General features: G+C 59.1%; 27 protein-coding genes and 1 pseudogene. 19 read left to right on the top strand and 9 right to left on the bottom strand.

The annotated features are described in order from the left end of the window. The first annotated feature begins 213 nt into the window (after positions 1 to 213). Positions 214 to 1,944, top strand: coding sequence for a DUF262 domain-containing protein (locus CGLUCO_RS10970; protein ID WP_005388708.1), 1,731 nt, complete (start codon positions 214 to 216; stop codon positions 1,942 to 1,944). Between the two features lie 723 nt (positions 1,945 to 2,667). Here the strand turns inward: CGLUCO_RS10970 and CGLUCO_RS10965 are convergent. Continuing rightward, positions 2,668 to 3,020, bottom strand: a pseudogene (locus tag CGLUCO_RS10965) (hypothetical protein); the annotation flags it as partial. Positions 3,021 to 3,276: 256 nt separating this feature from the next. Here CGLUCO_RS10965 and CGLUCO_RS10960 point away from each other — a divergent pair. Genes CGLUCO_RS10960 through CGLUCO_RS10950 form a run of 3 tightly spaced genes read left to right on the top strand, consistent with a single transcriptional unit; the run spans position 3,277 to position 5,118 of the window. Continuing rightward, complete coding sequence (locus CGLUCO_RS10960; RefSeq protein WP_005388710.1) at positions 3,277 to 3,654, top strand: GntR family transcriptional regulator; 378 nt, start codon at positions 3,277 to 3,279, stop codon at positions 3,652 to 3,654. Further along, positions 3,647 to 4,492, top strand: a complete 846-nt coding sequence (locus tag CGLUCO_RS10955) for an ABC transporter ATP-binding protein (protein WP_005388711.1) — start codon at positions 3,647 to 3,649, stop codon at positions 4,490 to 4,492. The genes CGLUCO_RS10960 and CGLUCO_RS10955 overlap by 8 nt, the downstream gene beginning before the upstream one ends. After that, complete coding sequence (locus tag CGLUCO_RS10950) at positions 4,489 to 5,118, top strand: ABC-2 transporter permease (RefSeq protein WP_005388712.1); 630 nt, start codon at positions 4,489 to 4,491, stop codon at positions 5,116 to 5,118. Before CGLUCO_RS10955 ends, CGLUCO_RS10950 begins: the two co-directional genes overlap by 4 nt. Positions 5,119 to 5,161: 43 nt before the next feature. On the opposite strand, the gene CGLUCO_RS10945 is transcribed toward CGLUCO_RS10950, so the two are convergent. Continuing rightward, positions 5,162 to 5,620 carry a hypothetical protein gene (locus CGLUCO_RS10945; protein ID WP_196793906.1) on the bottom strand — a complete coding sequence of 153 codons (459 nt, stop codon included), beginning with the start codon at positions 5,618 to 5,620 and terminating at the stop codon, positions 5,162 to 5,164. On the opposite strand from CGLUCO_RS10945, the gene CGLUCO_RS13070 reads away from it, so the two are divergent. The 7 genes from CGLUCO_RS13070 (at position 5,507) to CGLUCO_RS10910 (ending at position 13,572) form a co-directional block, all read left to right on the top strand. After that, positions 5,507 to 6,304: a type IIL restriction-modification enzyme MmeI gene (locus CGLUCO_RS13070; protein ID WP_331252799.1), complete on the top strand. Its 798-nt coding sequence runs from the start codon at positions 5,507 to 5,509 to the stop codon at positions 6,302 to 6,304. The genes CGLUCO_RS10945 and CGLUCO_RS13070 overlap by 114 nt on opposite strands. A gap of 77 nt (positions 6,305 to 6,381) precedes the next feature. Beyond that, positions 6,382 to 7,887, top strand: coding sequence for a DUF3375 domain-containing protein (locus tag CGLUCO_RS10935; protein ID WP_143336909.1), 1,506 nt, complete (start codon positions 6,382 to 6,384; stop codon positions 7,885 to 7,887). After that, positions 7,880 to 8,482, top strand: a complete 603-nt coding sequence (locus CGLUCO_RS10930) for a DUF4194 domain-containing protein (RefSeq protein ID WP_005388720.1) — start codon at positions 7,880 to 7,882, stop codon at positions 8,480 to 8,482. Before CGLUCO_RS10935 ends, CGLUCO_RS10930 begins: the two co-directional genes overlap by 8 nt. Then, positions 8,475 to 11,831 (top strand): ATP-binding protein, encoded by a 3,357-nt coding sequence (locus CGLUCO_RS10925; protein ID WP_084036522.1) that lies wholly within the window; start codon positions 8,475 to 8,477, stop codon positions 11,829 to 11,831. Before CGLUCO_RS10930 ends, CGLUCO_RS10925 begins: the two co-directional genes overlap by 8 nt. Next, a complete protein-coding gene (locus tag CGLUCO_RS10920; protein ID WP_005393688.1) occupies positions 11,818 to 12,933 on the top strand; it encodes a DUF3322 domain-containing protein in 1,116 nt (371 codons plus the stop codon). Before CGLUCO_RS10925 ends, CGLUCO_RS10920 begins: the two co-directional genes overlap by 14 nt. 30 nt (positions 12,934 to 12,963) lie before the next feature. After that, positions 12,964 to 13,365, top strand: a complete 402-nt coding sequence (locus tag CGLUCO_RS10915) for a pyrimidine dimer DNA glycosylase/endonuclease V (protein ID WP_005393689.1) — start codon at positions 12,964 to 12,966, stop codon at positions 13,363 to 13,365. Positions 13,366 to 13,398: 33 nt separating this feature from the next. Next, a complete protein-coding gene (locus CGLUCO_RS10910; RefSeq protein ID WP_005388727.1) occupies positions 13,399 to 13,572 on the top strand; it encodes a DUF4236 domain-containing protein in 174 nt (57 codons plus the stop codon). 114 nt (positions 13,573 to 13,686) lie between these two features. Here the strand turns inward: CGLUCO_RS10910 and CGLUCO_RS10905 are convergent, their stop codons facing one another. Beyond that, a complete protein-coding gene (locus tag CGLUCO_RS10905; RefSeq protein ID WP_005393691.1) occupies positions 13,687 to 14,529 on the bottom strand; it encodes an HhH-GPD family protein in 843 nt (280 codons plus the stop codon). Positions 14,530 to 14,554: 25 nt separating this feature from the next. Here CGLUCO_RS10905 and CGLUCO_RS10900 point away from each other — a divergent pair, with 25 nt between their 5' ends. Together CGLUCO_RS10900 and CGLUCO_RS10895 are read left to right on the top strand one after the other, a co-directional pair. Beyond that, positions 14,555 to 15,142, top strand: a complete 588-nt coding sequence (locus CGLUCO_RS10900) for a carbonic anhydrase (RefSeq protein ID WP_070741690.1) — start codon at positions 14,555 to 14,557, stop codon at positions 15,140 to 15,142. 56 nt (positions 15,143 to 15,198) lie between these two features. Next, entirely contained in the window at positions 15,199 to 15,891 is a 693-nt protein-coding gene (locus CGLUCO_RS10895; protein WP_005388733.1) for a hypothetical protein, read from the top strand. Between the two features lie 148 nt (positions 15,892 to 16,039). Here CGLUCO_RS10895 and CGLUCO_RS10890 read toward each other — a convergent pair whose 3' ends face one another. From CGLUCO_RS10890 to CGLUCO_RS10880, 3 genes are all read right to left on the bottom strand, one after another. Continuing rightward, positions 16,040 to 16,597 (bottom strand): hypothetical protein, encoded by a 558-nt coding sequence (locus tag CGLUCO_RS10890; RefSeq protein ID WP_084036523.1) that lies wholly within the window; start codon positions 16,595 to 16,597, stop codon positions 16,040 to 16,042. An 18-nt stretch (positions 16,598 to 16,615) separates the two neighbouring features. Further along, positions 16,616 to 17,989: a DNA repair protein RadA gene (gene radA, locus CGLUCO_RS10885; protein ID WP_084036524.1), complete on the bottom strand. Its 1,374-nt coding sequence runs from the start codon at positions 17,987 to 17,989 to the stop codon at positions 16,616 to 16,618. Between the two features lie 286 nt (positions 17,990 to 18,275). Beyond that, positions 18,276 to 18,779, bottom strand: coding sequence for a hypothetical protein (locus CGLUCO_RS10880; protein WP_231286002.1), 504 nt, complete (start codon positions 18,777 to 18,779; stop codon positions 18,276 to 18,278). 382 nt (positions 18,780 to 19,161) lie between these two features. Between CGLUCO_RS10880 and CGLUCO_RS10875 the strand changes: the two genes are divergently transcribed. From CGLUCO_RS10875 to CGLUCO_RS10850, 6 genes are read left to right on the top strand one after another with little or no spacing between them, the layout of a single operon-like run. Then, a complete protein-coding gene (locus tag CGLUCO_RS10875) occupies positions 19,162 to 19,743 on the top strand; it encodes a CarD family transcriptional regulator (protein WP_005388737.1) in 582 nt (193 codons plus the stop codon). A 10-nt stretch (positions 19,744 to 19,753) separates the two neighbouring features. After that, positions 19,754 to 20,476: a 2-C-methyl-D-erythritol 4-phosphate cytidylyltransferase gene (ispD, locus tag CGLUCO_RS10870; RefSeq protein WP_005388738.1), complete on the top strand. Its 723-nt coding sequence runs from the start codon at positions 19,754 to 19,756 to the stop codon at positions 20,474 to 20,476. Beyond that, entirely contained in the window at positions 20,454 to 20,930 is a 477-nt protein-coding gene (gene ispF / locus CGLUCO_RS10865; protein WP_081446673.1) for a 2-C-methyl-D-erythritol 2,4-cyclodiphosphate synthase, read from the top strand. The genes ispD and ispF overlap by 23 nt, the downstream gene beginning before the upstream one ends. Before the next feature lie 10 nt (positions 20,931 to 20,940). Further along, the gene (cysS, locus tag CGLUCO_RS10860; protein WP_005393704.1) at positions 20,941 to 22,296 is read left to right on the top strand and encodes a cysteine--tRNA ligase; all 1,356 of its coding nucleotides are present in this window, start codon (positions 20,941 to 20,943) and stop codon (positions 22,294 to 22,296) included. Continuing rightward, positions 22,289 to 23,197 carry a 23S rRNA (guanosine(2251)-2'-O)-methyltransferase RlmB gene (rlmB, locus tag CGLUCO_RS10855; RefSeq protein WP_005388742.1) on the top strand — a complete coding sequence of 303 codons (909 nt, stop codon included), beginning with the start codon at positions 22,289 to 22,291 and terminating at the stop codon, positions 23,195 to 23,197. Before cysS ends, rlmB begins: the two co-directional genes overlap by 8 nt. Positions 23,198 to 23,209: 12 nt before the next feature. Continuing rightward, a complete protein-coding gene (locus tag CGLUCO_RS10850) occupies positions 23,210 to 23,470 on the top strand; it encodes a hypothetical protein (protein WP_005388743.1) in 261 nt (86 codons plus the stop codon). A 26-nt stretch (positions 23,471 to 23,496) separates the two neighbouring features. Here the strand turns inward: CGLUCO_RS10850 and CGLUCO_RS10845 are convergent, their stop codons facing one another. The 3 genes from CGLUCO_RS10845 to CGLUCO_RS10835 are packed head-to-tail and all read right to left on the bottom strand — an operon-like array spanning position 23,497 to position 25,900. Further along, on the bottom strand, positions 23,497 to 24,327 hold the full coding sequence (locus tag CGLUCO_RS10845; RefSeq protein WP_005393706.1) for a metal ABC transporter permease: 831 nt from the start codon (positions 24,325 to 24,327) through the stop codon (positions 23,497 to 23,499). Beyond that, positions 24,324 to 24,983, bottom strand: a complete 660-nt coding sequence (locus tag CGLUCO_RS10840) for a metal ABC transporter ATP-binding protein (RefSeq protein WP_084036525.1) — start codon at positions 24,981 to 24,983, stop codon at positions 24,324 to 24,326. The genes CGLUCO_RS10845 and CGLUCO_RS10840 overlap by 4 nt, the downstream gene beginning before the upstream one ends. A 2-nt stretch (positions 24,984 to 24,985) precedes the next feature. Then, a complete protein-coding gene (locus CGLUCO_RS10835; protein WP_232621975.1) occupies positions 24,986 to 25,900 on the bottom strand; it encodes a metal ABC transporter solute-binding protein, Zn/Mn family in 915 nt (304 codons plus the stop codon). Positions 25,901 to 25,932: the final 32 nt, after the last annotated feature.

Below are 25,932 nucleotides of genomic sequence, written 5' to 3'. Positions count from 1 at the left end.
CTGACTCGCAGACTTTCGCTGCGGAGTCTCACGTTATGTGGATGTTAGCGTAAATATGTCCGATGATCTTGAGTGTTGAATGGCCTCGTTAGTCCACAGCGATGTAAGTCTCTAGACTGCGGCGGGAACTTGGGTGCACGGATGAAAACAAATCGACACACGGGTGTGTCGGTTGTAGATATAATTTTCTCATAATCCAGAAGAGGCGGTGCTATGTCCAAGCTGAATATCGACCAAAAAACCGTGGCTGATCTATTCTCCGATAAGAAGTCAGACTTTCTCATTCCCGATTACCAACGTCCTTACGCGTGGGAAGAAGACGAGCTGTCTACGCTGTGGGATGACATCTTTAGTTTCGCGATTCCTGATGGGGATGCGGAAAATTTTGACGAGGATGAAGAGTACTTCCTTGGGCCCATCGTTACGTTCCGCAACGAGGACAAGAAGCTAGAGATCATCGACGGCCAACAGCGTCTCACCACGCTCATGCTCTTGCTTCGCGCCTATTACTCGCGTCTGGAGAAAATGAAGGACCGTAACACTCAAAAGACCAGGCAACTGATTGAGAAGTGCGTGTGGAAAACGGATGAGTTCGGTAACGCACTGACTGATAAGCTCAAAATTGACTCAGAGGTAGCCTCCGACGATGATAAGCAGGATTTTCTTTCGATCCTGCGTACTGGAGAAGCTAGTGGTAGTCAAAAGAGTCGTTACGCCGAGGCGTTTAACTTTTTTGTAAAGAAGATTGATGAGTTCATCCAAGAGTATCCCTCTTATACTCCGCACCTTGCCACGAGAATCCTGAATAACGTGGTCCTTCTCCCAATCGAGGCTGAGTCACAAAGGACTGCGCTGCGAATCTTCTCAACGCTCAATGACCGCGGCCTGCCGCTGGCTGACGCTGATATTTTTAAGTCTCAGTTGTACAAGTTCTACAACGACAAGGGCGAAAAAGATGAGTTTTCCAAACGGTGGAGAGAGCTGGAGACTTGTTGTTCTTCAATCTTTCAAAAGTCGCGTAACAATCCAATGGACGAGCTGTTTGCACGTTATATGTACTATGAGCGCGCAAAGATGGGAATCCGCGATACCACGACACAAGGCTTGAGAGATTTCTACGAGAAGAATTCATACTCATTGTTGCGTAACGATGAGATTCTCGGCCGCCTGGAAGTTCTCGCCCAATTCTGGAAGTGCGTTTACACGCGAGAAGGTTTCTCTGATCGTATTCTGCACCGTCTCTTTGTTCTTGATTTCGCGCCCAACAGTATGTGGACTTACCTGGTGTCGGTCTATTTCATGCAATATCACGACGCGGATGGAAACCTAGAAGAAGATGCTTTCTACCGCTTCCTTGAGCGCATTACAGGTTTCATCTGGGCCTATTCGGTGGTCCGATCTGGCGTAAACGCACTGCGTACGCCAGTGTTCCCGGCGATGATTCAGATAGTCAACGGGCAGGAAGTGACTTTCGAGGGCAACAAGTTTTCGACTGACGCACTCCGCAAGCAACTCGGTGTATTTCAGTTCAAGAACAACCGCCCAGTGACCAAGTCAATGTTGGTGTGGTGGGCTTTCGAGAATCCGAAGCAACAGCTTTTTGAAGTCGACGTGAAACTTGATATCGAGCATATCTATGCAAAAAAGCGCGCTGCGTTTGAAAACACCCTTTCGGATGAGAACCTGCTTGAGGCGTTGGGCAATAAAGCGGTCCTGGAAAAGCGGATTAATGTTCGCGCTTCGGACTACCAGTTCAAGGCGAAGCGGTCCCTTTATCTTGGCGAGAGTGGTCGCAAGAAGAACGCCGAACCGACAAAGAACCAGGAGTTGCTGGACCTCGTCGATAAAAAGTCCGATTTCACTGAAGCAGATATCAAAAAGCGTACGGATCTGATCTTTGATTCCTTCATCAATTACCTGGAAGCGGCTGATCTGCTGAAATGATGTGTCGTATGTCTCAGTACTGAGGCCCTGGATCGTGGTCTGTGGAGGCAAGAGATCCTAGAACTGTCCGGGTGATATGCCAGATCCAAGCCAATTCAATCCGGGCGGCCCTCTCAGCGGGCGAGTCTGTCCATGCACTGTCTCGGTTTCTCACCCAAGAACTAGAAATGGATCCTGACATCACCCTTGCCCGGCAGGTTACACAGATCGAGCCACCCGGTTGCCTCCCGCCGAACCGGATTTTCGAAGTCCACCGCTCCCCAAGCGGGTGTTCTTAGTCGCGCCGGATCTCTTCCTTTTCGCACCCGGGTTCCCGAAATCACGCTCCGTGGTTGACCCGGATGGCGATGCCGGTTGTAGCAGACAAGAGCGCTTGCGCATTCTACGTAGCGGTGACCCGGGCACAGTACTCGGTAGCGATCGTCATCAACCGAAGCCGAAAGAATCTCATCGCGTCAGCACCGCTGGGCCTCCAAGTATGGACTCTCCAGCACGAATGCTTAACCTTTTGACACCGCTGCATATCTTTCGACGGCTCTGCTTGTGGCCGTTGAACTAGGTGCAAACGCGCGACGGGAAGCATGAAGAACGTCGACTACGAGCCGTTAACAGCCACGTGGATTGGGGTGAGGGGTCTGGATTCCGCCGTTGGACTAGTGGTTACGCTGCGAGCGCGTACTCGCACACATCGTTATCTCGTATCAATAAGCCCAACCAACGTTTACCCACGATAACATGAATGGGGGCTTGTTTTTGTTTCCGTATTCGGTCGTTGCTGTCCCTAAACACTTCAAAGTCCAGGGGATCACCATCTTCCGAGGCTTGGAACGTATCGGCAAGGGCGATCCCTTCAAACGGTACGTAGTTCGGATCGGGCTCACTGTTTCGTTTATTTCCTCCAGTTTGAGAGCATTGTAGGTGGATTCAATGTTGACAGCTGCCACATAGTAGGCAAGCAGCATGAGCTCCGTGGCATGTAACTCGCTGGCGTACTTGCAGACCATATCTTTAGGTGTGATGATCCCCGACTGCTGCAAGCGCACCATGAACGTGCCGGTGCCGGTAAAAGGGTCCAACTGGACTCCGTATTTGATAAGTAGTGGGTTGCGTTAGCGAGTGCGCTCCGAGGGGGTGTGGAAAATAGCCTGCGTTAGCGGGTATCGCGTTTTGCGTTAGCGTTTGCAGCGTTTCTCCTAATCAAGCATGGTTTTATGGCTTGACCTAGCACTACTGAGTGCCGCAGCGGTCTCGTTTAAGCGTTTTCCTAGAGTTTGGGCGTCTCGCCCAAATCAGCCAACTGTTCATGTACACTATGAACACTAGGAGGTGTTTATGGATATTGTTGTCAGCAACGCAAGTCCTGACCCGATTTATGCCCAGATTAAGGATCAGCTCAAGGCTGCGATCATTAACGACCAGGTTGTTCCTGGCGAGAAGCTGCCGTCGATTAGGCGTTTGGCGTCCCAGCTTCGCGTGTCGGTTATTACTACCAAGCGTGCCTACGACGAACTAGAACTTGAGGGTTTTATTGATTCTGTGCAGGGGCGGGGTAGTTTCGTTGCTTCCAAGAACACCGAGTTACTCAAGGAAGAACAGCGCAAAAAGGTCGAAGACCATTTGAAATCTGCCCTCGCGGCAGCTCCAGCCGCTGGCCTATCTATTGCCGATTTGAAAGAACTTATTGACGTGTTGGGAGTAAGTGATGAATAGTATTGAAATCAGCGGTCTGGTGAAAAACTATCCAGGCTTCACGCTCGGTCCGCTTAATCTTCAAGTTCCTCAGGGCTCAATCGTGGGCTTCGTGGGTGAAAATGGTGCGGGTAAATCCACGACACTACGACTCATCCTTGGCCTAGCACGCCCTGATGCGGGCACGATTCGTCTGCTCGATCAGCCCGCTGGCCCGGGTCATCCAGAAGCGCGTGAGCGGGTGGGGGTGGTTTTCGACGACATCAGCCTGCCAGCCAATTTCACCGTTAAGAACGCTTGCGAGTTTGGCAAGCGCCTTTACAAGAATTGGGATTCACAAGTCTTCGCCAGTTACCGGCAGCGCTTCCAACTTGCTTCTGACAAGCGAGTTGATCAGCTCTCTCGCGGCATGCGTATGAAACTCGGGTTAGCGATGGCGCTGTCCCATGCGGCAGATTTGCTGATTTTTGATGAAGCAACCAGTGGTTTAGATCCGGTGATCCGCGATGAGGTACTCGACATTATGCTCGAATTCATCGAAGATCCGAGCCACTCTATCCTGTTTTCTTCCCACATCGTCTCCGATATTGAAAAAGCAGCTGACTACATTGCTTTCATCCACAACGGCAAGTTGAAGTTAATGGAGCAAAAAGACGAACTCTTAGAGGCTTGGCGAATAGTCGCGCTAACCAACGAGCAGGCTAACCAGCTTGATTCCACGCAAGTATTAGGGCGTCGCCGTCATGATTTTGGTCAAGAAGTAATCGTCCGTACCGGGGCAGTTCCTACTGGTGTGCAAGCTGGTAGACCCACGATTGAAGACATCATGGTTTATGCGATTAAAGGAGAAGACCAATGAGAGCCGCATTCTATAAAGACCTTATTGCGAATCGAACCTATCTGATCGTCCTAGGCGTGATAACGGCCGCAATGACAGGCCTTGGTGTTTACGCTAACGAGTTGATTATTTTCCCTTTCCTTTTCGGTATGATCGGAATGCTGCACTTCACAGGCACCTTTGCTCGTGACAGTGAGTCCAAGGTGAACCGAACGATCCTGGCTGGTCCTACTGCCAGAAGCGAACTCGTTAATCTCAACTACCTGATTACGCTCATACTTGGTGCGGTAGCATTCACGATCACAGGAGCCCTCGCCTTCCTCATGGCCGAGGTGCCTTGGAAAGACACTGTTTTGGTAGCTAGTTTCGCTTTTGCAGTAACGTTACTTTTGGTCATTATTCAGCTACCGTTGTTTTACAAATATGGCCCAGAAAAAGCCAAGCTTTTCTTCGTCGCAGTGTTTATTGTTGTTTTCGCTGGCTCATCATTCATCGGCTCTAACAAGCAAATCATCTACGACTGGATCGCAAAAGCACTTACCTGGCCGCCGCTGGCTAGTGCAGGAATACTTCTAGCAGTGACACTCGCGTTCACCGCAGCTTCCCTATGGTTGAGCCGAAAGATTGTGGCAGGTCAAGAATTCTAAATTTTTAGGCATCTGGCCTTGGACAAATTCGACCATGCTCAAGTCATAGTTCGACAATAATTTCTGCGCCGGTTCTGAATACGAACCGGATCTCACCCTCATCAACCACGGCGTGGTCGATGAGTGCGGTCCACTGGGACGGCTGAAAGTGTTTGATCGGCTGGTCGGCTAGCTGTCGGTAGACGGCGATGATTGTGGCTCGACGGGCGTCTTTGGTTCTGATCTGCTCGTGGGTTTGCTGCCTGTCGGCTAGGGTTTGCTGGTATTCGGCTTCTAGTTTGGTGAAGCGGTGTAGGTAGTCATCTTGGTTTTGGCTAGCGGTCTTGATCTCGTGGATCGCAGCACGCCCATCTGTGATGTGCCGAGAATGGGAATTGGAAATAAGCCGATCGACGGTGGCAATTACCTTTTCACTGATGATCAGTTCCGTGAGTTCCTCTCCCGCGATCCAGAGGCCAGGCAGTACTTCCACCCGTGGATTGGCTGCAATGAATTCCTTCACGGGTATCACAGACGGGTTCTGTGGACAGGGGATATGTCCCCTGCTGAGTTAGAAGCTCACCCATTTATCGCGGAACGAGTCAAGGCAGTGCATGACTTTAGATTGCAGAGTTCGAGTACACAGACTGTCAGACTCGCAGGTAAACCTCAACGGTTCCACGTTGAAAATATGCCGGATGGAAAATCAATTGTGGTTCCCAAAGTCTCATCGGAACGGAGGAGGTACATTCCTCTGGGGATGATTGAGCCTGAAACCTTCGCATCGGATTTGGTTTTCCTTATCCCGAACGCGTCGTTGTTCCTCTTTGGGGTTCTCCATTCTGAGATTCATAACGTGTGGATGAGAGCAGTTGCGGGGCGGCTGAAAAGCGATTACCGCTATTCCGCAGGAGTTGTCTACAACAACTTTGTCTTCCCCGGGGTTACGGATAAGCAACGAAAAGACGTGGAGGAGGCAGCACAGCGGGTTCTGAACGCGCGTGGGAATTACAAAGACGTGACGCTTGCGGACATGTACGACCCGGATGATGAATGGATGTACCCGGAGCTCTTCGGGGCACATTCCGAACTCGACAGTGCAGTGGCGCAATGTTACAGCTTTGCACTGGATGGCCTAGAACACGATGAAAGGGAACAATTCATTCTCTCAGAACTTCTGACACGCCACGCCAAGATAGTCTCCTAGGGGCTATTCTCACGCCCCGTACGGTTGTTCTAACTTGTTTGCGGTGGATGTGGCATGGCCTTGCTAAGTTGTAAGGCATGAGTCGGATGTTGGCTGTGGCAGACGCACTGAGACTGGTGCGGGTGCGGGAAGAATCCCCCGCTTGGTCGCTGCTCGCGGCCACAAACGCGCCGGTGATACTGGCGGTGCTCGCAGAAGTCTTCCGCGGAGACAACCGCACGCTGACGGGAACAGAACTTTTCCTCGCCGTCGACCCGCTGCTTGTCGATATCCGCGAATCCACCGGCCTCCCACTTCCCAAGTCCGCGGTGGCCTACGTGGGGGACTGGGTGAAAGCCGGCTACCTCGTTCGGCGCAGCCCCCAAGGTGAAACAGAAGAATTTTACGAACTCTCCTCAGACGCGCACGTAGCACTCGACTACATCGCCGAAATTGTGGAACCACAGCGCGTGGTCACAGGCTCCCGGCTAGGAACCGTATACACGGGGCTCAGCGATCTGGCAGCAGACACCGACCCGGATGAGCAGGCGGCAATCACCCGGCTGGAAGCACAGCGTGATCAGCTCCAAGAACGGATCGACACTATCCGTGAACGGGGTATCAGCGTCGTCGACGACGACCGGGCCGTGGAAAAAGCCCGCGAGGTGCTGTCACTCGCGCGGGTGCTGCCCACAGACTTTGCGCGCATGCGCACGGATGTGGAAAAAGTAGACAGCAGCCTGCGCGAATCAATCGTGGAATCGACGCTCAACGCCGGAGAAGTGCTAGACAACGTCTTCCGAGGAGTTGATCTCATCCAGGAATCCGAAGCCGGGCGGGCCTTTAGAGGGTTCTACGAGGTGTTTCTCAATAACGAACGCTCCGCACGGATCGACGCGGTCATCGATTCCGTCATGGAACGCCCATTTATGCAAAAACTCTCCGTTGAAGAACGCGACGAACTGCGCAGTCTCATGCGCATCCTCGACGAATCCTCCGGCCAGGTGCATGACTCCATGACGGGGCTTTCCCGGTCGCTGCGTAGGTTTGTGCAGTCACGCGAAGCGGAATCCCAGCAGGCGCTCATCACCTCCATCAACGAGGCAGGACGGCTCGCAATGAGAGTTGGGAAGGCGGGAATCGCCTCCAACGCAAAGATCGGTGAGGAGCTCGAGCTGACCACCCGGCTACCGCAGTCCATTGCCTCCTGGAACCTCTACGATCCATCCGATTACCGCATCGAAAGTGACCTTGTTGAAGCGGAGGCCGGAACCATTGACCTCGAGGCGCTGCAGCGGCGCATCCGAGAAACAGAAATCGACTGGCAGGAGTTGTCTGGCAACATCAACGCGCTTGTCACACGCCGAGGCCAGGCCACGATCGCTGATGTGCTGACCGAATTCCCCGCCACGCAGGGGCTCGCCAGCGTCGTCGGTTTAATCAAGCTGGGTGCCCGTCATGGGCAGCGCGCCGATGGCAGCGAACTCCTTCGGTGGACATCGGCAACCGGGAAGAAGAGACAAGCACGCGTAAATCGGTGCGTTTTCACCGAATGTGTGCCGGAGACATATCACTCGCGGATCTTTGGAGGTAACCATGGATGAGCAGATTCACCTGACGGAAACAGACACAGGAACGCTCACCCTCAGCCAGAGAAAAGCTCTCGTCAAGCTGATCAAGGGACCGTTTATCACCACCACAACCCCAGCAGACCGAGAGGACTTCCGCGTGATCGTCGAGTCACGCACGCTGCTTTCGCAGCAGCTCGATAACCTCTTCCTGACCCTCGTCGTCGATGAAACGGCGGGAGTCGCCTACACCAAGGTATGGGATACAGAGGTCGACGGTGCCCGCACGCTCCTGCGCGCAAAGCCGTTGACCTTCGTAGAGACGGTCATCATCCTGCACTTGCGCCGGCAGCTGGCAAAATCGAACCCAAATGAGCGCACGATTGTGGAAAAACAGGAGGTCTTCGAAGCCACCGCCCCCTACCAGACGGCGCAGGGAACTGACCACACGAAGCAGGAGAAGCATTTCGACACGGCATGGAACTCCCTAGCAAAGGCGAGAGTTGTCACTGAGACATCAACACCCGGGCGCTGGGAAGTGTCCCACGTCCTGCGCGTGGCATTTTCCAGCGACGAGATTAAGGCCGTGACCGCAAGCTTTACCCACCTTCTGGAGGATTCCCATGACTAGCACCATCGCCCCAGGCCAGTACCGCCTCACCACCCTGCAGGTGTACAACTGGGGTACATTCAACGGTCTCCACACGGTCGACGTCGCGCGCGCCGGGTTCCTCATCTTCGGCCCCTCTGGGTCGGGCAAGTCCACGCTTATCGACGCGGTTTCGACCATCCTGGGTTCCCCCGGACGTCACCGTTTTAACGCCGCAGCAACCGAATCCGGGAAGAAATCCGGCCGAGATCTGGTCACCTACTGCCGTGGTGCGTGGCAAAAGGAACACGACGCGGATCTTGATGATGTTACCCGATCCTTCCTGCGCCCCGGACCGATGTGGAGTGGGGTAGGTCTCCACTTCAGTGACGACGACGGCGGGGAGATCACTGCACTTCGCATCATGTGTCTGACCGCCAATACGACGACGCAGTCGGAGGTGAAAAACCTCTTTCTGCTTCTCCCCGGCAAGGTGAGTCTCGTCGACTGCGAGGAGCTTGGCAAACACAGCGCCGGGCAAGCCGATGCCAAGAAACAGTTCCCGGACCTCATCGCCATCAATCGCAACCTGTCACCCTTTTCTGCAGCGTTGCGCAAACGCTTGGGGATCGCGGATGAAAAGGCCATCGAGCTGTTGCAACGCACACAATCCGCAAAGACCCTGGGCGATTTGAACCAGCTCATGCGGGACTTCATGCTGCCGGAGCCCGCGACATTCAAGATCGCTGACGATGCTGCCGAGAACTTCACGGAGCTAAAGACGGCGCATGCAACGGTGGTGACAGCCCGCAACCAGATAAACAAGCTCCGCCCCATCCGAGACAGCGCAGATAAACACGCGGAGCTCACGAAAACGATTCGTGACTACACGATGGATCTGGATGCCGTCCCCGTATACGCCAACACCCAGCGGCTCGGCTTCGCCCGGTCGGATCTGCGTACGAACCAGGGGGAACTCGACGATGCCCAGGCAAGCCTCGAAACCGTGCAGGAAAAAGCGGCGGAGCTGGCCGAGAGGGTGACGAACCTCCACGTCGCGATCAGGGGAGAAAAAGACGACGGAATTACGGCCGCAGAACACCGCCGTGACAAGCTCCGCGATGAGTGCGCTCGCGTCGAAAATGAAGCGAAGAAGTTCTTTACCGTTCTGTCGGAACTGACTCCGTTCCAACCCGCCAGCCAAGAAGACTTCATTAACCTCCGCGTACAGCTGGAAGAAGAGATTGCGGACATTGAAGCAAGGCAACAGACCTACGGGGACACCCGCACCGATATCTACTCCCGCCTCAGTACCCTCAAACAGGCAATCGACCAGGGGGAAAAAGATATCAGAATGGCGGAGAAGTTCCGGTCCAACATGGATCCTCGGCTTCTTCGCGCCCGAGAACGCATCTGCGAGATCACAGGAATTGCCCGAGGATCCTTGCCGTTTGTCGCTGACCTCATTCATATCGCCCCAGCTTTTGCGCAGTGGCAGCCCGCAGCCGAACGGGTCATGGGAGGGTTTGCCAGGATGCTCCTCGTCCCCGACGAGTTTTATCCCCAGGTCGCAGCCGCTGTGGACGCCACGCATCTCGGCACAAAGCTCACCTACCAGGACATTGATGCGAAGCTGGCATCCCTGCGGCCGCAAGCTATTTCCGCGCGGAGTCTAGCCGCCACCATCGTCGTTGAGCATGGACGCTATGAAGGCTGGATCCAGCACCAGCTATCCACCTGCTTTGATCACGTTCGCGCGGAATCGATCGAGGAGTTTTGCTCCCACCGGCGCGCAGTCACCAAAGCCGGGCAGCTTCGCGACGGTAGCCGCCACGTCAAAGATGATCGCTCCCGTATCGACGACCGTTCCCGGTGGGTACTGTTCGAAAACTCAGATGCCCGCATCGACGTGCTCACCGCCCAACAGCGCCAGCGGAAAAACGAACTGAACGCCGTGGCGGAGGAACAAAAACAGTTCGAATCCAAGGCAAAAGCCGATGCGGCCCGCATCGTCAGCGCCAGGCGGGCGCTGGAGACAGAAAAATTTGCGCAAATCGACGTTTCTGGAGCCCAAAACTTGCTGGACGAGGCGCAAAAAGACCTCGATGCCCTGGTAGACAACAACGATCGGCTCGCCGGACTACAAGCAGAGCTGCGGACCGCGCTTGGTTTGACGAACCTCCAGGAGACAGAGAAGGCCAACCTGCAACAGCGGATCGGTGTTGCCCGGGATCGCGTATCGGAGGCAACGGCTACAATCGAGCGGCTGACAAGTCAGCTCGCGGGTGCCGAGCCACTTCCACCGGATGTCGAAAGACGGATCGCCGGTCGGATGAAGGCGTACGCTCGTGCCATCAACGCGTCCAATATCGATGCCGCAACGATTGAGGTGGAGAGGAAAATACGGGCAGACAAGTCCGCCGCAGAGGGGCAGTGCTCCAACCTCCACAACTCGATCAAGCTTGCAATGAACCGTTACCTTGATGCCTGGCCTGAGCGTCAGGGTGATCTCACCCCGGAAGTTGAGGCGCTGGGTGATTTTCTCGCAGAGCTGCAACGGTTGGAGGATGACGATCTTCCCCGGTTTGAATCTAATTTCCGCGAGCTTCTTTTTGACCAGACGAACACCCATCTGGGGCGGTTACGTCGAGAGATCGCCACGGCGGCGAGCTCCATCCGGAAAGAAATCGACCGGCTGAACGAGTCGCTGACCCTTGTGGATTTCTACCCCGGTCGCACACTGCAGATTGAAGTCCGTGAGTCCCAACCTGCGGAAGCGAGGGACTTTGCCCGCAAACTCGCCGCAGCAGTCGACGGCACTCTTGAAAACGACGAAGGTGCTGCAGAACAGCGCTTCGAGCGGTTATCTGCGGTCATCGAGGATCTCGTAGAAAGCGATACGACAACCGCCAGGCAGCGTAAACTTCGCCTAGATACGCGCTGGCACGTTGCGTTTTACGGAGTGGAGGTGGATGCCGACGGCAATCGCGGTGCCGTCTACGACTCCGCCGAGGGACTCTCCGGTGGACAGGCGCAGAAGCTTTCCAGTTTCTGCTTGGCGGCGGCACTCCGTTTCCGGCTCACGGGTATGGGGGAACCACCGGCGAAAGCGAGGAAATCCCGCGTGGTCATCGGCGAGGATGTCTATCCCCACTACGGCACGATTATTCTTGACGAGGCCTTCGACCGCGCCGACGCGGAATTCACCCGTACCTCCATGGAGGTCTTTGATCGCTTTGGTTTCCACATGATTCTCGCCACACCGGAAAAGCTCCTGCAACCGGTGGAGGACTATATCGGCGGCGTGCTTATGGTGGAGTGCCCGGACCGGAAGCACTCCCAGACGGCTGCCCTCACCATCGAGGAAGCTGAGACGTATGCGGACGACTAAGGATGTAGAGAAACGCGCAGCAACCTTCTATCGGAATAACAGCACCGATTGGCTGGCTGGTAACTTTTCACCACTTGCAATAAACCTCCAACCACCGACAGCCCGCGACGTTGACAAAGACGGCGGAGAGGCATTCCGCCGGTGGAAAGGGGAGTGGGCGAGTCACTGGGCACCGGTGGAATACGCGGACAAGCGACTGGGAGTGTACGGCGTGTACTCGGTGCCCACCCGCCTTGTCATCGATTCACCGGAGATGGCAGCACGCCTAGCCGGCACCACACACCAGTGGGAGCACCTCGTCAGGGTGCTGGAGCTCCTTGTCGCAGATTTAGGGGAGGAGATTCCCAGCACTACGGTGCGCGAGGTGCTGGCCCGCAAAGCCACGGCGTGGGAAACGTGGAGCGATGTGACTGTCGACCAATTCGTCGCCGTTACCCGCTGGCTACACACCCACAACGCGTCAGCCTACTACCAGCGTGAACTTCCCATCATGGGGGTGGATACCAAATGGTTGGAAAACCACGGAGGACTCGTGCGCGCGTTAGTCGGCGAACCGGTATTCAAACCGAAGCCCGTCATGGTGGAGCTGCGGAGCCTCGATCCGGAGGTGCCGGTAATCGGCGGGCTCGATCACGTCAGTGCCGAGGCCGCGGCACTTTCTGGTGTACCAGTCGGTTTTGCACAGGTTGTGATTGTGGAGAATTACACCACCTTTATTGCACTGCCGCAGTTGCCAGAGACCCTCGCTGTATACGGTGGCGGCTTCTCGGTTTCCGAACGAATCGGCTTCATCGGTGCAAACGTACCGGTTTGGTATTGGAGTGACCTGGATACCGCCGGGTTTGCCATGCTCACCCGCGTGCGCTCCCGCCTGCCCCAGGTGCGATCTGTACTCATGGATCTCGACACCACGCTAAGTCATCTCCCCTTTGCCGTAGAGGAAACGCAGACAACGGCCGTCTCCGAAGAGCTGCTACACGCAGACGAACAGGCGACACTCGCCCTGCTCCGCGAGCGGGCCGAGGGTTCCTGCTTGCGCATCGAGCAGGAACGCATCGGGTTCGCGTGGGCGACGCAAAAACTGCAGGAACTTTCCTGGTAGAGCCAGCAATCCTACGGGTAGGGTGGGGGTATGCGTTTATGGTCCCTCCACGCCAGCCACCTCGACCGCCAAGGGCTTGTTGCCTGCTGGCGGGAAGCGCTGCTCGCCCAGAAGGTGCTGGCAGGCAAGACGACGGGCTACCGCAATCACCCGCAGCTGACGAGGTTTCGGCAGCAGCCGGATCCGATGGCTTCAATCGGCTGTTTTCTCGCTGGCATACAGGCCGAGGCGACGGCGCGGGGCTACAACTTCGATGCCTCGAAAATTGGGGTGCAGGGTGCCGCTGGCGTGCCACAGATCCCGGTCACATCCGGCCAACTGGACTACGAGTGGGAACACTTGGGCAAGAAGATCGCCGCGCGGTCGCCGGAGTTTCCGCGCGCGCCACACCCCACCCCGCACCCCTGTTTCATGTCGTGCCAGGGGGTGTAGCCGATTGGGAGGTGACAGGATAAAATACGGGCCATGGGTTTGAATTACCGCCAGCGCAAAAAGACTGGCAAGGACAGCTGGATTAACATCTCCGGCTCTGGCGCATCTTTTTCCAAGCGCATTGGGCCGGTGACCTTCAACTCCCGCGGAGGCTTCTACGTCAACCTCCCCGGAGGGATGCACTACCGGGGTCGCTGGAAGAAATAGCAAAAATAACAGGCGGGTGGCTCCGTGCCATCCGCCTTTTGTCTGCCTAAAACTCCCGGTTTCTGCGGTAAACCCCGAGGTGGTTGCCCATATCCGTGGTGAAGGGGTGGGGGTTTAGCGGGGGAGGCAGTACCGGCCGTCGGGAAGCTGCTCCGCCAGACCATCCTCCAGCAGGCTGTAAAGCGCCCGGGAGCGCTGCGCCGCATCGGGCCACGCATGGTCGATGGAGGCAAGTGGCTCGTCGGCATCCCGCAGCAGCGCCATGATCTTGCCACGCACCTGCCGGTCGGTGCCCGCGAACTTCTGCACCCGCTTCCTCTTCTCTGCCTGTTCGGCTTCCGTCGGCATCGGCTTGTCGGACGCCACCCACGCGCACTGGTCAGCCAGCGGGCAGGACTCGCATTGGGGGTTCGTCGCCGTGCACACGAGCGCCCCGAGTTCCATGAGCGCCACGGAAAGCTCCGGTTCTGGCGCCGTAATCCGTGCTAGGTCCCCCTTTCTTGCGGGTGGGGTGAGGTAGGTGGCGTCGAACAGCCGGTAGTGCACCCGCCTCACGTTCACATCCACCACGGGCACGGGCGCACCGAACGCGAACGCCGCCACGGCCCTTGCCGTATAGTCCCCGATTCCCGGTAGCTCCAGGAGCTTGTCGACGCTTCGGGGTACGGTACCCTCCATCTTCTCGGCTGCCTGTTTGAGCCACAGCGCGCGCCGCGGGTACCCGAGGCGGCCCCAGGACCGCAGCACGTCGGCGGTGTCCGCGGCGGCGAGATCCGCAGGGGTCGGCCACTTGTCCATCCACTCCCGCCAGGCGGGGATGACGCGGGAGACGGGGGTCTGTTGGCTCATGACCTCGGAGACGAGGACTGCCCACGCACTCGTGCCTTCTTCACGCCAGGGGAGATCCCGGCCGCAACGCCGGTACCACGAAATGAGGGGTAAGTAGTCGAATTCCACGCTCTTGACTGTAACAATAGTGTGTATGACACCAAATGAAGCGTGGAATGCGCTGGAAGAGGGAAATACTAGATTCGCTGAGTCCAAGGTCACGGCACCGCACCGCGATGAGCCGCGGCGGGCGGAGCTCGTGGAAGGCCAGAAGCCATTCGCGTGCGTTTTGGCCTGTTCGGATTCGCGGGTACCGGTGGAGCTCATCTTTGACCAGGGGCTGGGCGACATTTTCGTCATCCGCACCGCCGGCGAGGTCGTAGACATGGGCGTGCTTGCCTCCCTCGAGTTTGCCGTCGAGGGGCTCGGCGTGGATATCGTTGTCGTGCTCGGGCACGAGTCCTGTGGCGCCGTCGGTGCGACGAAGAAGGCGCTGGAAGGTGGGGGCATTCCCGACGGCTTCCAGCGCGTGTTGGTGGAAGACATCGCGCCGAGCCTCTTCGCCGCCCGCGACGAGGGCAAGACAACCGCCAAGGACTACGAGGAACGCCACGTGGTGGAGACCGTCAGCCAGATCCTGTCGCGCTGCCCGAAGATCCGTGAGGCTGCAGATGCCGGGGACTGCGCCGTTGTCGGCGCGCGCTACGAGCTCGGCAGCGGCCGGGTGACACGCCTGGTTTAGACACGCGGAACCCATTATCCGCAGATAATCGCCGGTAGGGGCATAAGCTTGTGGCTATGAGCAACAAGAGGCCCCTGCCGGACGTTATCTACACCCGCCGACGCGTCGCCGCCATTGTCGTGGTGCTCGTCGTCATTGCCCTCATTCTGCTGCTATTTAACCTGCTCGGTGGCAAGGATAAGCAGGCCGACCCGGCCGCCGAAACCACCGTGTCCCAGACCTCTGAGCCGTCGCTGACGTCGCAGCCGTCCACCACCACGGAGACCTCGACGGCGACGACGGTGACGGAGACGACAACGGGAACCACCGGAGCGTCGACAAGCCACACCACCACGACCAACGCCGCAGCCAACAAGAAAACGTGTGAGCTGAAGGACCTGGAGGTCACGGCAAGCACCGACCAGCCGAACTACACCGGCGACCAGCGACCCACGTTCTACGCCACCGTCCACAACCCGACGGGTGCCGACTGCGAGATCAACCTCAACGATCACCCGCTCGCCTTTGAGGTGTACAACCTCGCCACCAATGAGCGCGTGTGGAGCGATATTGACTGCAACGATTCCGAGGGTCGCGGCAGGGAGACCTTTGCCAAGGGCACTGACAAGTATTACCAGGCGGTCTGGTCCCGCGCCGGGTCCGCCCCGAATGCCTGCGACAACCGCCAGCAGGTTCCCCCGGGCAGCTACTACCTTCACACCCTCGTCGGCGACAACCACTCCGACGCGGTGACGTTCAATATCCGCTAGTTGTCCAACGAGTTGGACACGTTTTAAGGACAAGCTCTGAGGACAAGTTTTAACGAGTTGGACAAGCTTTAAGGACAAGGTCACAGGATGGCGCCATGTAGTGCAATCTAGTCAAGAAAAGGACGGTGCGGCACAACGCACCGTCTTTTTAATACCCCGTCACCACCCACATAAACTCCCGCGCCTTCGTCAGCGGATGCTCCGGGAAAAGCATGTCATACTGGATCTGCTCGCCACGGCTCAACGCGAAACCACCCGTTTCACCCGTATACGGATCCTCCGTCCACGGCGTCACATTATCAAACCCCGTATTCGCGAACACCGCCTTATCCCGGTAGCCAATATCCCCAATTTCAGAGAATAACGCCTGGATCTCGCGCATTTCCTCTCCGTGGAGTTGGATGGAAACCATATAATCTGTCCCACCCGTCTCCCCATTCTTCACCTTCGCAATAACAGCCACGCACCGCGTGTCACTCGCCGTGAACCCCGGAGAGGCATATAACAACGCCGCATTTTCCGGCAATTGTTCCTGGACAGCCGGGATAAGCGTGGCAATGTCCGTCGGCAGCATCTCGTCGGCAGGAAGCGGACTGAAAACGGCGAAGCCCTCGAAGTGCTCCTCATGGAAGAGGTACGTTGTCGCGTCTTCCGGGGCATCGCCGAGAGTAGCCTCCGTCTTCTTCATGTACTCGGGCAGGTGCATTTTCTTCACGCTGCCACCCTAGCGCAGGATTTTCAGGGCCTCGGTGAGCGTGGCGACCTGCCTTACCCCCATACCCGCCACTTTTGGCTTATCACCTGCGGGAATGATCGCCATTTTGTAACCCAGGCGGGCGGCCTCCTGGAGCCTGCGGGTGATGTTGGGCACGCGCCGGATCTCACCGGCAAGGCCCACCTCCCCAAGGACAACGAGGCGGGCGGGCAGGCTCGTCTTCTTCATCGCCGAGGCGGTGGCCAGCGCGACGGCGAGGTCGGTGGCGGGCTCCTTAATCTTCATGCCACCGACGGTTGCCACGTAGGCATCCTTATCGGAGGTCTTCACACCGGCGCGGGATTGCAGCACAGCCAGCACCATTGGCACCCGGTTATAGTCGAGGCCGGTGACCTGGCGGCGGGGATTCTTGGTCTGCGTCTCCACCATGAGGGCCTGTACCTCAGCGAGCATGGGGCGCACACCGTCCATGGCGACGGTAACGGCGGTGCCGTCGGGGGTGGCATCCCGGTGGGAGAGGAACAGGCCACTGGGATCCTCAACCTCCTTGATGCCGTCGGATTGCTGCTCAAAGCAGCCAACCTCGTCGGTGGCGCCGAAGCGGTTCTTGATGCCACGGAGCATTCGCAGGTTGGAGTTCGCGTCGCCCTCAAAGTTGAGCACAACATCGACGAGGTGTTCGAGGACGCGGGGGCCGGCGACGTTGCCGTCCTTGGTCACATGGCCAACAAGCAGCAGCGGGATGCCCGTCGTCTTTGCCAGCGCAGTAAGCTGCGCCGTGACGGCGCGGGATTGGGCGACACCGCCGGCAACGCCCTCCACCCCCGGGGCGTGCATCGTCTGCACGGAGTCCACGATCACAAGCGAGGGCTTCACCTGGTTGAAATGCCCCGCAACCACATCGAGGTTCGACTCGGCGGCGAGGAACAGCGTGTCGTGCAGCGCGCCCGTGCGTTCCGCACGCATCCGCACCTGCCCCGCCGACTCCTCGGCGGTCACGTACAGGGCGGTGCGCCCAAGCGATGCCCAGCGGCTGGCGACCTCCAGCAGCAGCGTGGACTTGCCCACACCCGGTTCCCCGGCAAGGAGAACAACGGACCCCTTGACAATCCCGGCACCCAGCACGCGGTCCAGCTCCCCGATGCCGGTGGGGACGGCCTTTGCGGTTGCACCCTTCACCTTCGTGATGGGGGTCGCAGGCGAGGTGGGGGTGAGCGCCTGGATCGTGCGCGCCTGCCCGGAGCGGGAGCCGGACGGGCTCGTAGCCACGGCCTGCTCCTCGAGGGTTCCCCACGCGCCGCACTCGGGGCAGCGCCCCAGCCACTTCGGTGTTGAATACCCGCACTCCGTGCACACATGCACGCTTTTCTGCTTCTTCGCCACAGGTAGAATCCCCTTTCTTCTTTTCACACTCTAACCGATGGCCGGGTCGCGTGTCCGTGCATGTTGCAGGGTGGTGGGCAGGCCGGTGACATCACTGGTTCCGCCCTGCGTGCTGGGCCGCACATTCGCCGGTGGACAGGGTTGGACGGGGGAGCTAGAGAGCAGCGCGGTGCGCCACGCTGTGGTGGTCACAGCGCGGGGCAGCACGCTGTGTTGGTATGTCGGCGCACACAAAAGCACCCCGCGAACGATCGTGCGGGGTGCTGGGTTCGCCCGGGGCGAAAAGTTAGAGTTCCTTGGAAACAGGAGCGTTGACGGTGATGTCGCCGTTGGAGAAGCTAAACGTCACGGTGCGCTGCTGGCCGGGAACCGCACCCGGATCGGCGATGGTGGCGATACCGTACTCGGCGCACATCGCATCGCGGGATGCAGACGGCTGCACCTCGTTCTGGCGAGGCGTGTTGATAACCAGCGAGCAGCCAGAGCCAATGTGCGGGTTAGCAGCAACATTCACGGGCGTGTTCTCCACCTTCACGCCCTGAAGAACAACAGCCTCGCCGGCCTTCTTCTCGTCGTTCATCGCGGTGAACTTCAGGGAAGCCTGGTTGGAGTCATTCACCAGCACCGTCACGTCGCGGACGTACACGGCAGCGTCCTCGGTCTGGCCGGAAGCCCCGTCGACGGCTGCAACCTGGTCAGCGGTTTGAGAGATCTGGCCTGCGCCACAGGCGGTGAGGCCGAGGGATGCAGCGCCAAGCACTGCGACAATGAGAGCGGAGCGGGTCTTCACTAAAGTTTCCTCCAACTGAGAAGTTCTTTATAATCGTCTACTCACTCACCTTAATCTTTCTGCACATTGATTACCTACCAGGTAGGGGAGAACGGGGGCAATCAAATAGGTGACAACGTAGTACAAAAGGGTGTAATGCGTCATCTGGTAAAATGTGGTAACGCACGACGGACCCGTGCCGGCTGAACGGCGTGGTACAGGTCAGTGGTGTAGATGTCAGCCACACGAGTGACCCAGGTGACCTGGGGGACCCGGTTGGCATAGCATGGCATCACATTACGGAACATCGCCTAAGTAGGCGTAACCCCGTGAGATTCAGTACTATGCTGGGGACGTTCGGAACGTTCACGGAGACGTTCAAGGAGAGGTTCGAGGAGAGACTATGGAATTCAACGTCGGGGATATTGTTGTCTACCCGCACCACGGCGCCGCTGAGGTCGCAAAGACGGAGCAGCGTGAGCACAAGGGGGAGATGACAGATTTCCTGGTCTTGAAGATTCTCCACTCCGACCTCGTGGTTCGCGTCCCCGTCGCCAACGCCGAGTACGTCGGTGTGCGCGATGTCGTGGGCAAGGAAGGCCTGGAGAAGGTCTTCGGCATGCTGCGTGAGACGGACGTGGAAGAGGCCGGCAACTGGTCCCGTCGCTATAAGGCGAACCAGGAGCGCCTGGCGTCTGGCGACGTGAACAAGGTTGCCGAAGTCGTTCGTGACCTGTGGCGCCGCGATCAGGATCGTGGGCTTTCCGCTGGCGAGAAGCGCATGCTGGCCAAGGCTCGTCAGATCCTCGTCGGGGAGCTTGCGCTTGCTGGTCCTGTCGACGATAAGCTTGCCGACGATTTCGAGGCGCGCCTCACCGAGGAGCTGAACCGTCAGCGTGAGGCACGCGCCCCCAAGCTCGCCTCCGAGCTGGAGCCAGAAGAGGCCGACATCGACCTCGACGATATCGATTTCGACGACGAGTAATCATCGACGCATGGAGATGAGGATCTACGCTCTGGTCGCCGCCGCAGGAAAGGGCACCCGGCTGGGAGCCGACTTGCCCAAGGCCTACGTTTCCTTGCGTGGACGGACGCTGCTCGAGCGCTCCGTCGCGGCGATCGAGACGGCCGAGGTTGCCGACGAGATCCTCGTCATCATTCACCCCGAGATGGAGGACTACGCGCGTCGTGTCCTCGACGGCCACGACATCACGTTTGTGCACGGTGGTGCCGAGCGTTTCGACTCCGTCGCCCAAGGCCTCAAGGCCATACCTGATGCCGACGGCGTCGTCCTCATCCACGATGCCGCCCGTGCGCTCACCCCGCCGGGGCTCATTGCTCGCGTCGCCCGCGCCGTCCTCGAGGGTAACGAGGCGGTCATTCCGACGATCCCGGTCGCCGATACGATCAAGGTGGTCAAGGACCACGCCGTTATCGACACCCCGGATCGTTCCACGCTGCGCGCCGTTCAGACCCCGCAGGGCTTCAACCTCGCTGCCCTCCGCGCCGCCAACGAGGAATTCTTCGCCCACCCCTTCGACGCCACCGACGATGCCTCCATCATGGAGCACGCCGGCCATACAGTGACCACTGTCACCGGCGACCCGATGGCCTTCAAGATCACCACGCCCATCGACCTCCTGCTCGCCGAGCACATCGCCGGCGAGGCGGAGGAGACAGTTTTCGAGGTCCCCAGTGAAACTACAGAAACTCCCTAGAACCGGCATCGGCTTCGACGCCCACCGCATCGAACCCGGCAAGCCCTGCATGATCGCCTGCCTATCCTTCCCCGCCGACGACGGCTGTGAGGGCCACTCCGACGGGGATCTCGTCGCCCATGCGCTTGTCGACGCCCTGTTGTCCGCATCCCACCTAGGAGACCTCGGTTCGTTCGTCGGTGTGGACCTCCCGGAAACGAAAGGCATTTCTGGTACTGCTTTGCTCAAGGCTGCTCGAGCAAAGCTCGAGCAGGAGGGGGTCACCATCGGTAACGTCGCCTGCCAGCTCGTGGGTCAAACCCCAAAGATGGGGCCGCGCCGAGCGGAGGCGGAAGCCGCGATAGAGAAGATTCTCGGCTGCCCCGTGTCCATCTCCGCAACGACGACGGACCACATGGGCTTTACCGGCTCCGGTGAGGGGAGAGCTGCGGTAGCGACTGCGCTCGTCTACTAGACTGTGGTGCGTGACTTTCCGCATTTATGATTCCAAGACACGCACGCTCCAGGACTTTGTCCCGGTTCGCCCCGGGCACGCATCTGTGTACCTGTGTGGCGCCACCGTTCAATCGATCCCGCACATCGGCCACGTCCGCAGCGGTGTTGCCTTCGATATCTTGCGGAACTGGCTGGAGGCCAAGGGGTTAGACACGGCGTTTGTCCGCAACGTCACCAATATTGATGACAAGATCCTCACCAAAGCCGCAGAAAACGGCCGCCCCTGGTGGGAGTGGGCGGCAACGCACGAGCGCGCCTTCAACGAGGCCTATCGCATCCTCGGTGTCACACCCCCATCGATCGAGCCGCGCGCCACGGGGCACATCACCGAGATTATCGAGTACATGCAGCGCATTATCGATAACGGCCACGGCTACGCCGCCGACGGCAACGTTTACGCCACCCCTGCCACCATTGAGGGCTACGGGGAGCTGTCCGGCCAGCGCATCGACGAGCTGGACCAGGGCGAATCGGCGGGCACCGGCAAGCGCGATCCGCGCGATTTCACCCTCTGGAAGGCCGCCAAGCCCGGCGAACCCTCCTGGCCCACCCCGTGGGGCCCCGGCCGCCCCGGCTGGCACATCGAGTGCACGGCCATGTCCACTAAGTACCTCGGGTCAGAGTTCGACATCCACTGCGGTGGCCTCGACCTCAAGTTCCCCCACCACGAAAACGAGATCGCCCAGGCCACCGCCGCCGGCGACAAGTTCGCCCGCTACTGGATGCACAACGGCTGGGTGACGATGTCCGGCGAGAAGATGTCCAAGTCGCTCGGCAACGTCCTCTCCGTCCCCAACGTCGTCGAGCTCGTCCGCCCGGTGGAGCTGCGCTACTACCTGGGCTCTGCACACTACCGTTCCATGCTCGAGTACTCCGAGGGTGCCCTCCACGAGGCCGCCGTCGGCTACCGCCGCATCGAGGACTTCGTCAACAGTCAGGGCCCGGTCACCCCGGGAACGCTGCCCGAGCAGTTCGTCAACGCGCTTGACGACGACCTCGGTGTCCCCGCCGCCCTCGCCGTCGTCCACACCACGGTTCGCGAGGGCAACGCCCACCCAGAGAAGGCCGCAGAGCTTGCCGGCCAGGTCCGCGCGATGACGGCCATCCTCGGCGTCGACCCGCAGTCGGAGACCTGGGCATCCGCCAATTCGGATTCTTCCGACGCATTGGCTAAGCTCGTCGAGGTTCACATCCAACAGCGCCAAAAGGCCCGCGAAGAAAAAGACTGGGCCACCGCCGACGCTGTGCGCGACACCCTCGCCGCAGCAGGCATCGAACTGAAAGACGGCGCCGACGGCACGACGTGGAAGGTAGTAAATGGTTAAGAGGATTAAGGGCTCCGGCGGACAGCGCCGGCGTGGACTAAAAGGCAAGGGGCCGACCCCGAAGGCCGTCGATCGCGTCTACCACAAGGCCCACAAGGCGGCCGAGGCGAAGAAGCGGTCCGATTCCGGCCGCCACTACAAGCCAAATATGTCCGATGAGCTCGTCGTCGGCCGTAACCCCGTCATCGAGTGCCTGCACGCCAAGGTGCCCGCCGTCGCCATGTTCGTCGCCATCGGCACGAAGAATGACCAGCGTCTTGTCGAGGCCGTGAACATCGCCGCTTCCCGCTCCATCCCGATCGTCGAAGTGTCCAAGCAGAAGCTGGACGAGATGACGGGCAACGGCCTCCACCAGGGCATTGGCCTGCAAATCCCCGAGTATCACTACGCGGACCTCGAAGACCTCATCACCCACGACGGCATGGTTGTCTTCCTCGACAACATCACCGACCCCCGCAACCTCGGCGCCGTTATCCGCTCCGTGGCGGCCTTCGGTGCCGACGGTGTTGTCATCCCCGAGCGTCGCTCCGCCTCCGTCACGGCCGTGACGTGGCGCAGCTCCGCCGGAACCGCAGCCCGCGTGCCGGTGGCCAAGGTCACCAACATGACGCGCGCCCTGAAGCAGTTCCAAGAGGCCGGCTACCAGGCGATCGGCCTCGATGCTGGCGGTGAGCACACCCATGACTCCTACGACGGCACGGGCCCCGTGGTCATCGTCGTCGGCTCCGAGGGCAAGGGACTGTCCCGCCTGGTGAAGGAGACATGCGACACGATCGTCACCATCCCGATGGAGGGTTGGGTCGAGTCCCTCAACGCCTCCGTGGCAGCTGGTGTGGTGTTGGCAGAGTTCGCCCGCCAGAGGCGCAACAAAGCGGCTGCAGCCGTAGCAGAAGAGCAATAAAGGAGCTGAGCGATGCTCTGGATCATCCTCTTAGCGCTGACCCCGTATTGTTTTTATGCGGTGTCCGGGCCGGGCGACAATCGTCACCGCACCGGATGGAAGGTTGTGTTGGGGCTCGTGGGTGTTATGGCGCTCCTCCTTCTCGGAGGGGTTCTTGGGCATGTCTCCGATGTACCTGCCCGGTTGCAGGGCTTATGCCTTCTGCTATTCGGCAGTGCGCAGCTGGCGGGCCTCTTCTTCCGCTGGGATAACGCTCGTCGACGCAGGCAGTAAGGGGTAGTCCCCCGACCTGGAGAGTCTCACTCAGTTTTGCGCAGTGCCTTTTTCCGCTGCCACCCCACGAGCCTGCAGACGAGGTAAATAACAAAACTGATCGTCGTCACGAACACGCTGACGGGCAGTCCTGGCGCGAGCGACAGAACAAACCCGCCGACGGCTGCGACAAGCGCAAACGCCGTCGACAGGGCGATCGTTACCCGCGGGTTGCTCGTCACCGCGCAGGCGGCGGCCCCCGGAGTGATCAAAAGCGCCATGACAAGCAAAGCCCCCACGATCTGTACCGACTGTGCTGCCGCCAAGCCGACGAGGACGGCAAACAGCACAGCGTAGGCGCGCAGGTTCAGCCCCGTTGCCGCGGCCATGACCGGGTCTACCGACGTGAACAGCAGCTGCCGGAAAAACACCGCCACCGTCGCGATGACGACCAACGCCACTAGCCCCAAAATCCACGCAGACGTGCTGGATACGCCCACAATCTGCCCGGTGAGGAGAGACATCGCTGCCTTCGAGTTCCCCGGATACAGGTAAATGAACAGCACGGAAAGCCCGAGCCCGAAGCTCATGATCACGCCGACGACGCTGTCATGGTGGGATCCGCCTTGGAAGAGCGCCAGGAGGATGGCGGCGATGACGGAGCCGATGACGGCACCGGCGTTGACGTTGAAGCCGAAGAGAAGGGCGGCGGAGGCACCCATGAGGGCGAGTTCGCTCGTGCCGTGGACAGCGAAGCTCATGCCACGCATGACGATGAGCGGCGCGATGATGCCGCTCATGAGGCCGAGGAGGGCAGCGGCGATCAGACCTGTTTGCACGAATCCTACGCTGAGCAGGTCAATTGTTTGAGAAATCATGCGATGACGAGCTTTCCTCCGATGGTGGCGACGGTGACCTCGTGCCCGTGGAGGCGGGTGAGGACCTCACTGGTGAGGACGTCCTCTGGCGTGCCGAGGGCGTGGCCGTGCGGCCCGATGTACAGGACGCGGTCGGTGTGGTCGATAACGGGTGCGATGGCGTGGGTGACCATGATGACGGCTGCGGGGTGTTCCACCAGGCGGTTGACGGTGGCACGCTGGGCTTTCGAGTCGAGGGAGAGGAGGGGTTCGTCGGCAAGCACAAGCTCTGGCTCCTGGGCGAAGGCCTGCGCCTGCCGGATGAGCTGTTGCTGCCCGCCGCTCATCGTGCCCACTTTCAGCGTGGCGAGATTCATTGCGCCAACGTAGTCGAGGTACTTCTTCGTTTCTCCACGGCGGGTGCTCAGCCGCACGAGGTCCACCCCGCGCAGCGGCAGGTCCCGGGGGAACATCTGCTGCTGGGGGATGTAGCCCACCCGCGCGTCGCACGTGTACGAGCCGCCGGTGAGGCGCTGCTGGCCGAGGAGGACTCTCAGAAGAGTAGATTTACCCACCCCGTTGGGGCCAAGGACGGTGATGAATTCACCGTCAGCGACCTCGAGTGTGAGGTCGTGCCACAGGGGGTGGGCGCTAGCGTGAGCGAGGGCTACATGCACAGTTAGGAGAGGGCTTCTTTCAGGGCGGTGAGGCGGGTATCGAAGTAATCGAGGAAGTTCGTGCCTTGCGGCGGAACCTCGGCGATCTCCACTATTTTAACGTGTGACCTTTCAGCAGTCTCGCGGATCCGCTTGCTCGTATCCGTCGCTGTCGACGGGTTGAAAATGAGCACGTCGACCTTTCCGGAGCTGAGCGTGGTGAGGAACTCGTCGAGCGCTGCGGCCGACGGCTCTGACTCTTTCAGCGTGGTATCCCTAAACGCCGCCGGGGTGATGTCGGTGAGGTCGGAATCCTCGATGATGGAATCGGCAATCGGCTCAGTCTGCATGACCGTCCCAGCAGGAAGCTCCGCGACGTCCTTCTCCAGGGCCTCCGCCTTGGCAGTTGCCTCCTCGACGGTCGCGGTGCCGCCGAGTTCGGTGATCTTCTTAGCCACGTCGTTCATGACATGCTCGATGGCGTGCGGGTCGTACCACACGTGCTCCGAGCCATGCTCGTGATGGTGGTGGTGTTCCTCCTCCCCGTTTTCAGCGTCCCCGTGCTGGTGAGCGCCACTTTCCTCTCCGTGGGGGGTGAGGGGGAGCGGCGACACAACATTCGCCTTCTGGTCCGCATCCAGGTTTGCGTACGCCCACGCATCGTAGCCACCACCGTTGGCGACGATGATGTCGGCGCGCTCGAGAGCAGCCATATCGCTGGCGACGGGCTCGAAGGAATGCGGGTCAACGTCTTTCCCGCTAATAATGGGGGTGACGTGTGTGCCGTCTCCGGCTACCGCAGCTGCGACATCCGCCCAGACGGAGGTGGTGGCGACGAGGGAGATGCCCTCCTCGTGGCTTGTTTCTGCCTCGTTGGTGGAGGAGCAGCCGGTGAGGGCGAGGAGCGCGCACGCGCACGCTATTGAAAAACGTTTCATGTTGGCTATGATAAGGTTCTGAAAATCATTGT

It is taken from the genome of Corynebacterium glucuronolyticum DSM 44120 (assembly GCF_030440595.1).
Classification (GTDB): Bacteria; Actinomycetota; Actinomycetes; order Mycobacteriales; family Mycobacteriaceae; genus Corynebacterium; species Corynebacterium glucuronolyticum.
Note: the sequence above shows the minus strand (reverse complement) of the source record. Positions and strands in the feature narration are given on the sequence as shown.